The following is a 13,769-nucleotide window of genomic DNA, read 5'->3' on the forward strand; positions in this document are numbered from 1 at the left end:
GTAGAAAAACGGATAATTATAACGCAAAGACAGATTAAATGCTGCATACAAATAAGCAACAATGCAGGACTTCCGAAAAATTTCTTTTAATGAAAGACAGGTATTTTTAATAAGTCCTGTGAGTATGAATCTCATTAAGCAGACCGCTCGGAACGGGTTTTATTTTCAATAATTTGCTAATATCAAACTAATTTATTATGTAAAGTGACCTACCATGACCAATAAACCCCGCCTTATTATAGGAATCAGCGGTTCTTCCGGGATTATCTATGGCATCAGACTACTTCAGGTATTGCAAAAATTATCCATAGAAACCCATTTGGTAGTCAGTAAAGCTGGACAGTTAACTCGAGCCTATGAAACAGAACTGAGCTCTGCTGAACTTAAAGCCCTGGCTGATGTCTATCACCCGTGTACCGATATTAGCGCCAGTATTGCCAGCGGGTCATTTAAAACCATGGGGATGATTATCGCACCGTGTTCAATGAAAACCCTGGGAGAAATTGCGCATGGAATTAGCAGTTCGTTGCTCACCCGAGCGGCTGATGTTGTTCTGAAAGAACGCAGAAAATTGGTGCTTATTCCTCGTGAAGCACCTTTGCATCTCGGTCATCTGAACAATATGGTTAGCATTACGCAAATGGGGGGAATCATATACCCACCCGTACCGGCTTTTTATACGAAGCCCCAGAGCATCGCTGATGTGGTGGATGAAACTGTAGGCAGGGTATTGGATTTGTTTGATCTGGATAGTGGCTTGCTCAAACGTTGGGGTGAAGAATAAAAAAACGCGGCTTCAGCCGCGTTTCGTAACTTCTCAACGTTATTGAAAAGTTCCGGTATTTCTTACTCACTACATGATGAAGTATTTAGGGCGTGTTGACAACTGACCCAAATCGCCTACGTACCGCGCTTTAAGCGCGGTATCCAGTTAAACTACAGGTCTTGTGTTGTAATATGTTAATACAAGATGAGTGGATGCCGCGCATAAAGCGCGGCACGTAGGGAGGAGGAGTTGAATTGTCAACAGACACTAGCATCGTGCAATACTATTTGATGCATTATCGTCTCTATGCTCTTCAGTTAACTGAACAGTTGGTTGATCAGCCGTAGCTTCTGTTGTAAATAATGGTTTAGTAAATATTGGTTCTTCCTCAGAAGATGCTACTTTCAGTAAACTGGAATCTTGATTTGGTTGATTAGCCAGTAGACTGGTAAATTGATTGCCATTGGTTCTTTTTGAATCCAGATCAGTTAGTCCTTGATAAGAAGAATCGTCTCCTGGTCCTCTCGGTCCTCTTGTTTTAACAAAAAAATCTCTAATGCCTGTGATTGTATTAATAATGGCGGCACCCACGTAAACAACAGCGCTTGTCGCTACAGCAGCTACGCCACCTATAGCACAAAGTTGAGCAACATAAGCAGTACCCACTAGAGAGGCAATTGAAACACCACCAATAGCAAAATTAGCAACGGCAGAAAGAGCAGCAGGCCAAAACGCAACAGAAAGAACAGCAAGACCAGCGGTGGCTAATGAAGCCCAAAATGCAACAGCTATAGCTTTTTGATGATTACTAATAAAAGTTGAGATTCCTCTCGCGACAGCTTTGATTGCATCAAAAATGAAATTACCCACCATTTTGAATGCATCGATGATCACACTAAATAAGCCAGGGCGTTTTGCTTCTTCGCCATCATCATCTATATAGGTAGATCCTAATAATATGTTGGTCATACCAGAAAAAATACGGGCAGGAAGATAAAAAACCCCAGTTGCAATGTCCTTAAATGTCATTTTGTTACTCCAAAGTTATAAATCCAAACGGATTGTAGCAACCATGCTCTTTGTTGAGAATCTAAAACGCGCAAGATGTTGTAACAAAAGTGTAAATTGAACTGGTTTTTCTTTGATCTAATATTAGATATATTTACCTACAGGACTGAAGAAATTGTTTATAAATAATTTTTATTGGATAAATGATGTTATATACGTATATTTTATGCCATCAAGTACTCCGATGAGATCCCATTAGAAAAAACTTGAAAAAATATGCAGTTATGATTAAGCCGAATAATGTCTGATTTACCCCGGTAATTTCGTGATCGCAAACGTTGTGAACTATCTCCAAATTCAGGCACTATGCCTGTTTTTGGTGATCGCTCACTGTGTTCGATATGACGTCTTCCGAATGTATTAAGTAGCTACCAGGTGTGCTGACGAAAACCAGAATCAATCAACGCATAGTAAGGGGGCTGTTTGTTTCTACAGAATCGATAAATTGAGAATCAAAGGATGGAACACTGTCTTCGTCATCATCAGAAGAACTGTCAGAAACCAGCTCATGAAACTCCTCATCATCATCCTCTTCAACATATTCATACGTTTCTGGTTGAAGATATTTATTAAAATACTCATAAGAACCCGTTGCTAAATCCTCTGCGTCTTGATTTTCTTCACCAGCAAATAAGGAGTACAAATGCATGCCTATAGTAGTCAATTGTTTCACGACCATTATTCCTGATGCGATCACGCCAGCACTTATACCCATCATGATGGCGCTTAGGGTGAAAACGGCTAGCGGGGCATTTAATGTCGCCAAAAAAGCCAAGGGAGCGATGCCAAAGAGAGTAAGCGAGGAAAAGGTGACAATGACAGGTGGAAAGAGAATACTTAAACTGGCTACGAGCAAACCAACAGCCAATGAAGAAAGAAACAGCATCGTCAAATAAGGTTTATTTCTTTTAAACCATTCGTAAATTATGGACCACATAGCCAGACCTCAAAGCAAAATATGGGGGATTATATCATTTTTTTTACCTAAATGAACTAATTATGAACAGATCTTTGATAGATCGTCGGGTCATCTATTCCCGCTCCAGAAAATCCACGTTTTCTAAAGGTACAACTATCGCATGAACCACAAGCCTCACCCTGATTATTTGCCTGATAACAGGATACCGTCAACCGATATTCAACTCCTAATTGCATGCCCAATTGAATGGTTTCAATTTTACTTAAATACTGCAAGGGAGCATTAATACGAAATGAGTCCCCTTCAATACCCGCCTTGGTAGCCAAATTTGCCATATCTTGAAAAGCCTGAATAAATTCGGGCCGGCAGTCCGGGTAATGAGAAAAATCAACTGAACTGGCGCCTATAAAAATATCTCTTGCACCAATTGATTCAGCGAAGCCCAAAGCCATAGACAAAAATATCGTATTTCGAGCGGGAACATAGGTAACTGGTATTTTTGAATTGTCCTGAAAATCAGGAACGTCTATGCTTTGATCAGTAAGCGCAGAACCACCAAATAATTGAGTATCCAGAGTGACTGTCTTATGTTCGACCACACCCAGATGCTGCGCTATCCTCGCCGCAGCGAGTAATTCAGCAGAATGCCTCTGGCCATATGAAAAACTTAGAGCAAAACAGGCAAAGCCTTTGGATTTTGCCAGAGCCAGACAGGTAGTTGAATCCAATCCTCCAGATAACAACACGACTGCTTTTTTCATAAAATAGTACCTCATCTATCTTGAGCATTGCCTGCTCTTAAAATTTCCTGTTAAAATGCTGGCCAATTATGCCACAACTTGGAATGTGATGACGACAACTCTTTTTCCTGTAATTCTTGCCGGAGGCTCTGGTACACGGCTATGGCCACTATCTCGCCAGAACTTCCCAAAACAATTTCTTGCATTAAATGGTGAATATTCTCTGTTGCAACAAACAATGAAAAGAGCCACAAGTTTACACAGTGAGCGCTCAATCATAGTGAGTAACGATGCTCATTACTTTCTGTGCCAGGAACAATTGCAGGATTTTGATACTCAGACCACCTATTTATTGGAGCCTTGTGTACGCAATACCGCCCCTGCTATAGCTTGCGCAGCCCATCACCTGGTCCGTACAGCTGGAAAAGATGCAGTGATGTTGGTATTGCCATCAGATCACTGGATTGCTGATGATCGTGCATGGAAAGAGGCAATGGTTGCGGGAGCACAATATGCACTTGAGCATAAGGCAATAGTCACATTCGGCATAGAACCGGATAGTCCCAAGACTGGTTATGGGTACATCGAATCAGGATTGGAACTAACCCAAAAGGTAAAACAGGTTCTGAGCTTCAGAGAAAAACCAGACGCTCAAACTGCCGCTGAATTTATTGCTGACGGCAATTATTTTTGGAATAGCGGAATGTTTGTCTGTACAGCCGGTGTTTATCTTGATGAATTAAACACATTTGAACAAAGCATCTATCAATACAGTCAACAAGCCTTAATTCACGCCCAGCACCATCATGATTTTTTACGACTGGATCTGGATATGTTTTCGCAGTGCAAGGAAGAGTCTATAGATTATGCCATCATGGAAAAAACAGACAAGGCCGTTGTCATTCCTGTTTCCATGCAATGGAGTGATCTGGGTTGCTGGACTGCTGTTGCAGATGCCAATCAACAAGATGAACACGGAAATACCATTACTGGTAAAGTAATCGCTCAAGACAGCCACAATTGCTTGATTAATAGTGAACACTTATTAGTGACAACTGTTGGAATTCATAATCAAATCATTGTAGCGACCAGTGACGCCGTTCTGGTCGCGGATAAACGATACTCACAGCAAGTAAAAGAATTAGTTAATTCCTTGCGTAAAGATCACCACCACCTGACTCAAGATCACCAACGGGTAACACGACCTTGGGGTTACTACGAAATTTTAGCCGAGGGCGTCGCCTTTAAAGTAAAACGTCTCATGGTAAAGCCAGGAGCCAAATTATCCCTACAAATGCACCAACATCGTGCTGAACACTGGGTTGTTGTCGGTGGAGAAGCAGAAGTGGTCAACGGGAAACATAAAATTCAATTGTCTGTAAACCAATCAACCTATATCCCGCAAAATACGCTACATCGTCTGAGTAATCCTGGTGATGCCCCACTTTATGTAATCGAAGTACAAAGTGGCGCTTATTTGGGTGAAGATGATATAAAACGTTTTGATGATGTTTATTTAAGAAGAGGCGTTGAGCCGGTGCCGGCTTAATAGAGTTCGTGCATGTGATGTAAATAAATTATGTATCTGGCTGATACATATAGCCCCTAAAGGGCATAGTAATCCAATAGGAAGAACTGCCCTTAATGCATGCACAGCGCCACTTTGAGAAGATCCCTCATAATTCTAGCGAGGAACATGATCTACCATTCAGAATAAACGTTTGTCTTTACGAGCAAAGTGAAGTAATCCAGAACACAGTTCTAATAAGGCTCCCTTCTGGATTGTTTCGCGTTGCTCGCAAAGACCGGAATTAAATTGACCGCCAAGACTTAAATAAAAACATTTTTGCGTTATAAATTATGAGGGTATACCTCAGTTCGGGATGACGTCCGAGCTTAATGAGTTAACACGACACCGTATAAAATCCAAACGAACAAATAACCTTTTAAACATATTTGGCCATTGCAAGTCCGATCCATCAATATCGCGCTATTTTATGCAAAATTTAGTATCAATACTGTAAATCTGCAAATAATCACCTTGTTTTTAAATTAAATGCTATGTTATAAAAAAGTACACTTCTGTTCTATTTTTAGTATAATTAACAGGTAGTCACCAAAAAACTCATAATCATAGAGGTGATGTTATGGCAACAAGTAGCTTAATTCTCGAATCTTACCTTCAAACTTTTGATATGGATAAGATGGATGAGCTACGCCGTAACAAAATGGTTGATAACCTGATTGCCTATAATAAAAAACTAAGAGGAGTGGATTTTCTAACTCCACTTGGATATTTCCTTTCCATGCTGGAGAATACTGACGAAGTCATGTTTTTATTCATGAGTCAGGAAAAAAAAGACGTTCTTCTGCGCGATTTGCAAGTCACTTATTTGCTTTTACTCGCTCAAAAAAGGCATGAACAAACTCATCAGAAAACAGAAAATCTTAAATCTTATGACGCCAGCATTGCAAAATGCCAACAATTAATTGATGCCCTCAATTATCAAAAGGTGTGCGAAGAACAACACATCGTTCCATCACCAGAGCACGGGTATGCTACCGATGGCTACCCAATTAAATATGCATTTATTGAGTTAGGGCAATGGTTTGGTGAAAAAATCGAAGAAATTGCCAACCGACAAACCAAAACCATTAAGGAAGCAATGGGCTGGTTTAATGAGAAACGTCTCTACTGGGTATGGGGCGGTGGTCTTTTAAAAACAGTGCTTGATTTATTACCTCCTGATTTTTTTAATGTTACAGATGCTGCAAAACAAGTAAAAGCACCCGATCCTTATACCGGAGCGATTAGTTGGGGCTTATATTATTTTCGCGGCTCGCTTAATTTATTCTTATTGCTAAAACACACCATTCAAGGCCCATGGATGAGCAAAGAGGAGAGCGACACTCCATGGACAGAACGATTTCTTACTCAGTGGAGCCAAAGAAAGTTTACCCTGCTTAATGATTTTGTATGGGCAACAGGGAACTGTCTTTGCTACTTTGTGCTGACCGGAAAAGGAGCCTTGGGAACTTGGGGAGACTTTTTGACTTTAGCCCTGCTGGCTTTTGATATTGGGCTTGCTGTATGGGAATTTGAAGAAAAAAGAACGGAGTTCTTCAAGGAAATGCAGAATTATGATCGAGAAATCGAGGTAGTAAAGGAACTAATTAAAAAAATTGAAGACGATCCTGATGCTGATGAAACGGATAAAAAAAGGTTAAAGGAATGTTATCTGCAATTGCAGAGTTTAGAGAAAGCAAAAAGACAGTGTCAAAAAGACTGGGATTATCAAAATATAGGTTTGGCTACCAATATCAGTTACGCTGTAGGTTTAATGTTGGCCTTCGCATTGGTGGCATTACCTTTCTTGCCTATAACTGGCCCATTGTTAATCGCTTTAAGCGTGACTGGAACCGTGCTCTGCTTCGCATTTACCGTGATTAATAACGCGGTTAAAGGAGGCATTGAAATCTATAAAGCCTATGAATCCAAAAAAGAGGCCCTGCAAGATTACAAAACCAAATTAGCCGAGTTCCATGAATTGATGTTAAATAATCCTGATCTGGATGACAATGAAAAGAAATTATTGTTCCTGGAAATCAAAAAAACCCTGGCGGAAACAGAATATCAAAAACAAATGATCCTTTTTCAGACCATGCATCTTGTTCGATCATTGATCATGGAAACGTTCATTCCAGCCATTATTTTTGTAAATCTGGTATTTTTGCCTCTGGGCATTGGCTTTGCCCTTATTGGAGCAGCAATTGTATTGGCTGTTTGTACTAATTTATTGATCAATAAACTCTTTACACCTGAAAAAATGGCGATTAAAGAGTTTGATGAGCAGGAGTACAAAGCCTTTTGCGCCGATCCTGACCATTGGGGTATAAAATCATCCAAGGGGATGCAAAATTTCTTTAAACCAGCAGAAGCACTACCCCCTACTCCTGAGGTAAGCCAGCAAGATACTGACGAACAACAGGATGATCACACTGCAGAACAACAACCACTCCTGGAACCTCAATCCGGCCCCTGTAATGGCCTTACTTAAATTACAATTGTCCCAGTTAAAAAATGAATTTGGTTGGGACAATTGCTAAAAAAGTGTATAATTGCTCTTTTTGTTACACAATAAATGGTCAGACATGAATCTTCAACAGTTATATGATGTCATTGTAGTAGGTGGCGGACATGCGGGAACTGAAGCAGCTCTCGCTGCAGCACGTATGGGCATGCAAACCTTGTTACTCACACATAATATGGACTTGCTCGGTCAGATGTCATGTAATCCGGCAATTGGCGGAATCGGAAAAGGACATCTGGTTAAAGAAATTGATGCCCTGGATGGAGCGATGGCCAAAGCTGCAGATAAAGCAGGAATTCAATTCCGCATACTCAATGCGTCTAAGGGACCAGCGGTTCGAGCCACTCGTGCTCAGGCTGATCGAGTACTTTATCGACAAGCCATTCGAGAACAATTACAAAGCCAACCCAATCTGATCCTGTTTCAGCAGGCTGTTGACGATTTATTGATAGAAAGCGGAAGAGTAGCCGGAGTGGTAACACAAATGGGCTTTACCCTCCGCGCTCGCGCAGTAGTACTCACCGTAGGAACCTTTTTAGGCGGAAAAATTCATGTTGGGATGAGTCAGTATGCTGGTGGCCGTGCGGGTGATCCTCCATCTATAGAATTGGCAAACAGCTTGCGTGATCTGGATCTTCCTGTTGGCCGATTGAAAACAGGAACTCCTCCACGAATAGACCGACGCTCCCTTGATTTCAGTCAGATGACAGTGCAGCCTGGCGACAGTCCATTACCTGTATTTTCTTATATGGGTTCAATCAGCGATCATCCTCAACAAGTACCTTGTCATATCACACATACCACTGAAGCGACTCATGACATTATTCGTAACAACTTGCACCAATCACCGATGTACGCTGGAGTGATAGAGGGAGTTGGACCACGATATTGCCCTTCAATCGAAGATAAAGTAGTACGCTTTGCTGATAAATTATCACATCAGATTTTTGTCGAACCAGAAGGATTGACTACCGAGGAAATCTATCCAAATGGTATATCAACCAGTCTGCCCTTTGATGTCCAGGTTCAATTCGTAAGAACCATTAAAGGATTTGAAAACGCCCACATTACCAGGCCGGGCTACGCCATAGAATATGATTATTTTGATCCGCGTGGACTTACTTCGTTTTTACAGACTAAAGCCGTACCTAATTTATTTTTTGCAGGACAAATTAATGGGACTACTGGCTATGAGGAAGCGGCAGCTCAAGGTATTATTGCCGGGATGAACGCAGCCTTGCAAGTACAGGGAAAAGATTTATGGTGCCCACGTCGAGATGAGGCCTATATAGGTGTGCTCATTGATGATTTGGTTACTTTAGGTACTCAGGAACCCTATAGAATGTTTACCTCGCGAGCAGAATACCGTCTGCTTCTTCGTGAAGATAATGCGGACTTGCGTTTAACGGCCAAAGGTCGTGAATTAGGATTAGTCGGCGATGCTCGCTGGGAACGCTTTACCAATAAAAGAGAATCAATTGAAGCGACTCAAACTTTATTACATAACACTTGGGTACGTGTAAGTCATTATGACGCATTGAAAAATATTCTCGAAAAACCCATGCAGCATGATAATAGAGCGTCTGAATTTTTAAAACGCCCGGAAATCAATTACCAGCATTTATTGATGCTGGAAGATTTGAACTTACCTCCGTTACCTTTTGACGTATCCGAGCAAATTGAAATTCAAAACAAATACGCCGGATACATTGAACGACAAGAACAGGATATTGAGAAATTACGTAAATATGAACATACTGTTCTGCCTGAACATCTTGATTACACTGCGGTTACCGGCCTCTCAAGTGAAGTGATGCAAAAATTGGCTAAAATAAAACCCACATCATTAGCTCAGGCAGGTCGTATTTCGGGGGTAACTCCTGCGGCTTTATCGCTTTTATTGGTGCATTTGAAAAAGAATCGGCTCAGCGCATGAATGATGATTTGATCCTTAAAAGCATACTGGATAGTGGATTGAAACAATTTGGTTTAAATTCACTTTGTGACCCATTATGGCATTATTTACTTTTATTAAAGAAATGGAATGCGGCGTATAATCTGACTGCCGTTCGCGATCCTGAATCGATGATAAACAAACATCTATTGGATAGTCTGGCAATCATACCCTGGGTAAAAGGAAACCGAATTCTGGATGTCGGAACAGGGGCAGGATTGCCAGGTATCCCTTTAGCTATAGCCAAACCGGATATTCAGTTTGTTCTTTTAGACAGTAATGGCAAAAAAATCCGCTTTTTAAATGAAGTAAAACGCCAACTTGACTTAAAAAATCTTGAAATTGTACAATTTCGAGTCGAAAACTACCACCCGGCTCAAGGTTTTGATACAGTAACAAGTAGAGCGTTCAGCAGCCTGGAACAAATGATTTATTGGACTCAACATCTTATTGCCAATAATGGAATTTGGCTGGCAATGAAAGGACGTTATCCCGATACTGAATTAAACGAGATTCATCAAAAATACCAAGTCGAGAAGTATACTGTTGAAGGTGTTGATGGTGAACGCTGCTGTGTCATTATAGAAAACACAACCAAGGAATAATTATGGCGAAAGTCATAGCCATTGCCAATCAAAAAGGTGGAGTGGGTAAAACCACTACTGCCATTAATTTAGCCGCATCTTTAGCTGCGAATCGTCAGCAGGTATTGCTTATTGATTTAGATCCTCAAGGTAATGCTACTATGGGTAGCGGCGTTGACAAAAATCAATTGGTACATACGACAAATGATGTATTGTTGCGAGATTGTCTGGCAGAGCAAGCTTGCCTCTCCACTACTTGTGGTTATGATTTAATCCCGGGTAATGGCGATTTAACAGTAGCTGAAGTCAGCCTTATGGAACGTAATCATCGAGAAACGTTTTTATATAAAGCCCTGCAACCAATAAAAAGTAATTACGATTTTATACTTATTGACTGCCCACCCGCTTTAAATACATTAACAATAAATGCCTTTGTAGCAGCTGATTCAGTTTTAATTCCCATGCAATGTGAATATTATGCCTTGGAAGGCCTGGCAGCATTATTATCGACTATCGAACAAGTTAAATCTTCAGTAAATCCTCGTTTACATATTGAAGGGGTTCTTCGTACCATGTACGATGCCCGAAACCGCTTATGCGCTGAGGTATCCAAACAATTATTAGAGCACTTCCCGGCTAAAGTCTATAGAACAGTAATACCACGTAATGTCCGGCTGGCAGAAGCGCCAAGCCACGGATTGCCGGCTTTACATTATGATAAATCATCACCAGGCGCAGCAGCCTATATGGTGCTTGCCTCTGAAGTTATTAGTAAACAAACCGTAGCAGGCTAATTTGGGGTAATTTATGACAGTAAAACGCAGTAGCTTAGGACGTAATTTATCCGCATTATTAAGTCAATCTGGCAGTACTCTGCTCAATGACAAGCCGCAAACTGATAATCTTAAGTTAGCAGTTAACTGTCTACAACCTGGTAAATACCAACCTCGTGGTGAAATGGAGCAAGCCCCATTACAAGAATTGGCTGAATCCATAAAAAAGCAAGGTTTATTGCAACCTCTATTAGTGCGTGAATTAAGCAATGGTCGTTATGAGATAATTGCCGGAGAACGACGCTGGCGTGCCAGTCAAATTGCTGGACTTACTGAAGTACCCGTAGTATTAAAGCAGGTTGATGATGAAACCGCTATGGCTATGGCTTTAGTTGAAAACCTGCAACGTGAAGATTTAAATGCAATGGATCAAGCAAGAGCAATGCACCGGCTCACCAGTGAATTTGCTCTGACTCATCAACAAGTTGCAGATCTTCTGTGTAAATCACGAACTGCGGTCAGTAATTTTCTTCGTTTGCTCTCGCTATCGTCTTCGGTAAAAAAACTCCTTGAGCATGGTGATATCGATATGGGACACGCTCGTGCATTACTCATGCTGGACGAAGAACAACAAAGTCAGGTTGCTCAATTAATCATTGCGAAAAATTTATCGGTCCGCGAAACTGAAAAGTTGGTGGAACGAGTAAAAGCAGGAACAGTCGAACAAAAACCAAATGAAGAACCTGCCCCACTTTATAAAGAAAAATTAAGCTCCCTGGCTCAACATCTGCAAACGCAGGTCAAGCTAAAACCAGGTAAGGCAGGTAAAGGTTCATTGGTTATTCATTATGAAAACGCCAATACCTTACAAAAAATATTTGAGCAATTAATGAATTGATGTCATTAATCGTTCTGTGATCATTTTGATAATTGTACAACCCTTAAGAAAGTCAGTTTTCTCAAGGCTTTCCTGATATATCTTTATATTGTATATTCTTCGCATCTAAAATCCCTGATGAATCCACTCATCTAAATAAGCTTTAATATTACCTTAATGATCTACTATTATACTTGTCGGGGTAGTAAACCAACTGTCCTTGTAGGAGTGCTAAATGCCTAAAGTTTATAATTTTTTCCCTAAAACCAAGTTTTTTATTAACCAGAAGACACCGGATCCCAAAAAGAATTTCTTTGAAAATTACTCCGACCATCTTGATTTTCTTATCATGCATTTTGAGCAAAAGTTTAATAAATTAAGAAATTTTGAGGATATTGGCACAGCATTGGAATATATCGGTGACGAGGCTATCAAACGCCTTAAGTTGTTTGATCAACTTCGTGATGGACATGATTTTTTCGATGAAGTCGTTGGAGCAACGGCGCTTCCAGCGCTTGGCATAGTTGCCTCAATTGCCAGTTTGGGAACAGCCATATGGGAAAGTGCGCAAGCATTAGCCATTAAAGCGGGTATTGCACGAAACGATCATGAAGACCATCTGGATGTAGCTGCAGGTTATCTCATCCTTTCAGCGGCATCAATTATTTTAGCTATAGCCAGCTTTTTAAAGTCAGCCATTAGTATAATCACACGACCTATAGTTACTGCCTTGACAGGATTTGCTGAGCAGGATGAAGACCGTTTTCATAATGAAGATACTTTTGTTGGCAGAGCCTTTAGGTAATTTTCTTTATGACGCAGGACATTTTGAGACATCACCTGACTTGAATTAAGGTCAGGTGACAAATGAATAGCTAATACCCCAACTTAAAATATGCATTATTGAAATGTACCCTCTGTTTTATTTTTGGTTAGCACTAAAAAAGCAAAACCTAAAAACGGGATAATAAGATCAGTCCAAAATATAATTCCTGCATTACCAGGAGCAAAATTCCTGGCAACGATCATTTGAACAATGTGGCCACCTGCAGCACCTAAAAGAAACAGGGCGGGTGCTATAAATGCCGCGGCACGAAACGACCACGATGCCTTGAATGCCATCATATTCACCACTGCAAATCCCAAACTGGCAAATCCTACTTCCGTTTGAAAAGGACTATTTGCCCAACCTATAAATTGTGCGGCGAGATCCCCAAAAAATACATGCATCACAAAATTGTAAAACATTGAGAAGCCCATTCCAATCAACAAAAAATAGGCAAATAATGTTTCAGTAATAGTTGCTTTATGTACAGGTTTTCGCGCACACAGTAATGAAATAAAAGCGACCAGGATACCAATCATTAAAAATGTTAAGGTGAAATTACTTAATGCAAAGCGAATTATCTGTTCCATAATCAATTCTTTCCAAAGTCATTGTCAGATTTCATTATGAAATACAGATAGTGAATCTGTAAAGACTTCATCATGGCACAGTTCACCCTGTGCATAACCATACCAACAAGAAGAAAATACAATGTATCTCAATATTTGGTGAGTTCTTATTAAGATTATATGAGTCTATAATAATGATGATGAGTTATTGAATATATTTTATTCTACGTAAGAAGAAGCGTCTCTTCCTTGAGCACTGTATAAATACTGGCTGCACTCTATAACAAAAGATTTAGAGCACTTCTGTACTAGATTAGACGAGGTCCTTGAATCTCACTAGGAGTTCTACATTTACCGCTTGCATCTTGTTCATACGCAATTTGCATTGCATGATTAATATTTTGCATGTATTCCTGAGCTTTGGCCAAATTTCCTTCTGATCGAAATAAACGATACATATTCTGTGCTGTTTTTGCTGCGGATGTTTCAGACAGGGTCGATTGGTTTTTAGAACGAACAATCAGCTCACCGTCATCTGTCATCCAACGCGGTTCAATTTTACGTTGCATAATATACCTCTACTTTAAAAAGAACGCATTATA

The 13,769-nt window shown here is 40.3% G+C and carries 13 protein-coding genes; 8 read left to right on the forward strand and 5 right to left on the reverse strand.

The window, feature by feature from the left end:
- The first annotated feature begins 214 nt into the window (after positions 1 to 214).
- Complete coding sequence (locus tag Lqua_RS08805) at positions 215 to 784, forward strand: UbiX family flavin prenyltransferase (protein ID WP_058473909.1); 570 nt, start codon at positions 215 to 217, stop codon at positions 782 to 784.
- Between the two features lie 249 nt (positions 785 to 1,033).
- On the opposite strand, the gene Lqua_RS08810 is transcribed toward Lqua_RS08805, so the two are convergent.
- The 3 genes from Lqua_RS08810 to queC form a co-directional block, all read right to left on the reverse strand.
- A complete protein-coding gene (locus Lqua_RS08810; protein WP_058473910.1) occupies positions 1,034 to 1,795 on the reverse strand; it encodes a hypothetical protein in 762 nt (253 codons plus the stop codon).
- A gap of 439 nt (positions 1,796 to 2,234) precedes the next feature.
- Positions 2,235 to 2,771, reverse strand: coding sequence for a hypothetical protein (locus Lqua_RS18190; protein WP_133141036.1), 537 nt, complete (start codon positions 2,769 to 2,771; stop codon positions 2,235 to 2,237).
- 56 nt (positions 2,772 to 2,827) lie between these two features.
- Positions 2,828 to 3,514 (reverse strand): 7-cyano-7-deazaguanine synthase QueC, encoded by a 687-nt coding sequence (queC, locus tag Lqua_RS08825; protein WP_058473913.1) that lies wholly within the window; start codon positions 3,512 to 3,514, stop codon positions 2,828 to 2,830.
- Between the two features lie 88 nt (positions 3,515 to 3,602).
- On the opposite strand from queC, the gene Lqua_RS08830 reads away from it, so the two are divergent.
- The 7 genes from Lqua_RS08830 to Lqua_RS08860 all read left to right on the forward strand — a co-directional run bounded on the left by Lqua_RS08830 (position 3,603) and on the right by Lqua_RS08860 (position 12,577).
- Positions 3,603 to 5,042 (forward strand): mannose-1-phosphate guanylyltransferase/mannose-6-phosphate isomerase, encoded by a 1,440-nt coding sequence (locus tag Lqua_RS08830; RefSeq protein ID WP_058473960.1) that lies wholly within the window; start codon positions 3,603 to 3,605, stop codon positions 5,040 to 5,042.
- 598 nt (positions 5,043 to 5,640) lie between these two features.
- Positions 5,641 to 7,551, forward strand: a complete 1,911-nt coding sequence (locus tag Lqua_RS08835; RefSeq protein ID WP_058473914.1) for a hypothetical protein — start codon at positions 5,641 to 5,643, stop codon at positions 7,549 to 7,551.
- A gap of 94 nt (positions 7,552 to 7,645) precedes the next feature.
- Complete coding sequence (gene mnmG, locus Lqua_RS08840) at positions 7,646 to 9,520, forward strand: tRNA uridine-5-carboxymethylaminomethyl(34) synthesis enzyme MnmG (RefSeq protein ID WP_058473915.1); 1,875 nt, start codon at positions 7,646 to 7,648, stop codon at positions 9,518 to 9,520.
- Positions 9,517 to 10,143, forward strand: a complete 627-nt coding sequence (rsmG, locus tag Lqua_RS08845; RefSeq protein WP_058473916.1) for a 16S rRNA (guanine(527)-N(7))-methyltransferase RsmG — start codon at positions 9,517 to 9,519, stop codon at positions 10,141 to 10,143. Before mnmG ends, rsmG begins: the two co-directional genes overlap by 4 nt.
- A gap of 2 nt (positions 10,144 to 10,145) precedes the next feature.
- Entirely contained in the window at positions 10,146 to 10,916 is a 771-nt protein-coding gene (locus Lqua_RS08850; protein ID WP_058473917.1) for a ParA family protein, read from the forward strand.
- A gap of 13 nt (positions 10,917 to 10,929) precedes the next feature.
- Positions 10,930 to 11,793, forward strand: a complete 864-nt coding sequence (locus Lqua_RS08855; RefSeq protein WP_058473918.1) for a ParB/RepB/Spo0J family partition protein — start codon at positions 10,930 to 10,932, stop codon at positions 11,791 to 11,793.
- A 214-nt stretch (positions 11,794 to 12,007) separates the two neighbouring features.
- Positions 12,008 to 12,577 carry a hypothetical protein gene (locus Lqua_RS08860; RefSeq protein WP_058473919.1) on the forward strand — a complete coding sequence of 190 codons (570 nt, stop codon included), beginning with the start codon at positions 12,008 to 12,010 and terminating at the stop codon, positions 12,575 to 12,577.
- A 95-nt stretch (positions 12,578 to 12,672) separates the two neighbouring features.
- Here Lqua_RS08860 and Lqua_RS08865 read toward each other — a convergent pair whose 3' ends face one another.
- Both Lqua_RS08865 and Lqua_RS08870 read right to left on the reverse strand, forming a co-directional pair.
- Positions 12,673 to 13,188 (reverse strand): DUF6790 family protein, encoded by a 516-nt coding sequence (locus tag Lqua_RS08865; protein WP_058473920.1) that lies wholly within the window; start codon positions 13,186 to 13,188, stop codon positions 12,673 to 12,675.
- 287 nt (positions 13,189 to 13,475) lie between these two features.
- A complete protein-coding gene (locus Lqua_RS08870) occupies positions 13,476 to 13,736 on the reverse strand; it encodes a hypothetical protein (protein ID WP_058473921.1) in 261 nt (86 codons plus the stop codon).
- Between the last annotated feature and the right edge of the window lie 33 nt (positions 13,737 to 13,769).

Origin of the sequence: Legionella quateirensis (genome assembly GCF_001467955.1) — a bacterium.
GTDB classification, from domain to species: domain Bacteria; phylum Pseudomonadota; class Gammaproteobacteria; order Legionellales; family Legionellaceae; genus Legionella; species Legionella quateirensis.

What these genes read in the sequence shown, in the direction of transcription:
- Lqua_RS08805 (WP_058473909.1), top strand. Translation starts at nt 215, where the DNA reads ATGACCAATAAACCCCGCCTTATTATAGGAATCAGCGGTTCTTCCGGG.
- Lqua_RS08810 (WP_058473910.1), bottom strand. Translation starts at nt 1,795, where the DNA reads ATGACATTTAAGGACATTGCAACTGGGGTTTTTTATCTTCCTGCCCGT.
- Lqua_RS18190 (WP_133141036.1), bottom strand. Translation starts at nt 2,771, where the DNA reads ATGTGGTCCATAATTTACGAATGGTTTAAAAGAAATAAACCTTATTTG.
- queC (WP_058473913.1), bottom strand. Translation starts at nt 3,514, where the DNA reads ATGAAAAAAGCAGTCGTGTTGTTATCTGGAGGATTGGATTCAACTACC.
- Lqua_RS08830 (WP_058473960.1), top strand. Translation starts at nt 3,603, where the DNA reads ATGACGACAACTCTTTTTCCTGTAATTCTTGCCGGAGGCTCTGGTACA.
- Lqua_RS08835 (WP_058473914.1), top strand. Translation starts at nt 5,641, where the DNA reads ATGGCAACAAGTAGCTTAATTCTCGAATCTTACCTTCAAACTTTTGAT.
- mnmG (WP_058473915.1), top strand. Translation starts at nt 7,646, where the DNA reads ATGAATCTTCAACAGTTATATGATGTCATTGTAGTAGGTGGCGGACAT.
- rsmG (WP_058473916.1), top strand. Translation starts at nt 9,517, where the DNA reads ATGAATGATGATTTGATCCTTAAAAGCATACTGGATAGTGGATTGAAA.
- Lqua_RS08850 (WP_058473917.1), top strand. Translation starts at nt 10,146, where the DNA reads ATGGCGAAAGTCATAGCCATTGCCAATCAAAAAGGTGGAGTGGGTAAA.
- Lqua_RS08855 (WP_058473918.1), top strand. Translation starts at nt 10,930, where the DNA reads ATGACAGTAAAACGCAGTAGCTTAGGACGTAATTTATCCGCATTATTA.
- Lqua_RS08860 (WP_058473919.1), top strand. Translation starts at nt 12,008, where the DNA reads ATGCCTAAAGTTTATAATTTTTTCCCTAAAACCAAGTTTTTTATTAAC.
- Lqua_RS08865 (WP_058473920.1), bottom strand. Translation starts at nt 13,188, where the DNA reads ATGGAACAGATAATTCGCTTTGCATTAAGTAATTTCACCTTAACATTT.
- Lqua_RS08870 (WP_058473921.1), bottom strand. Translation starts at nt 13,736, where the DNA reads ATGCAACGTAAAATTGAACCGCGTTGGATGACAGATGACGGTGAGCTG.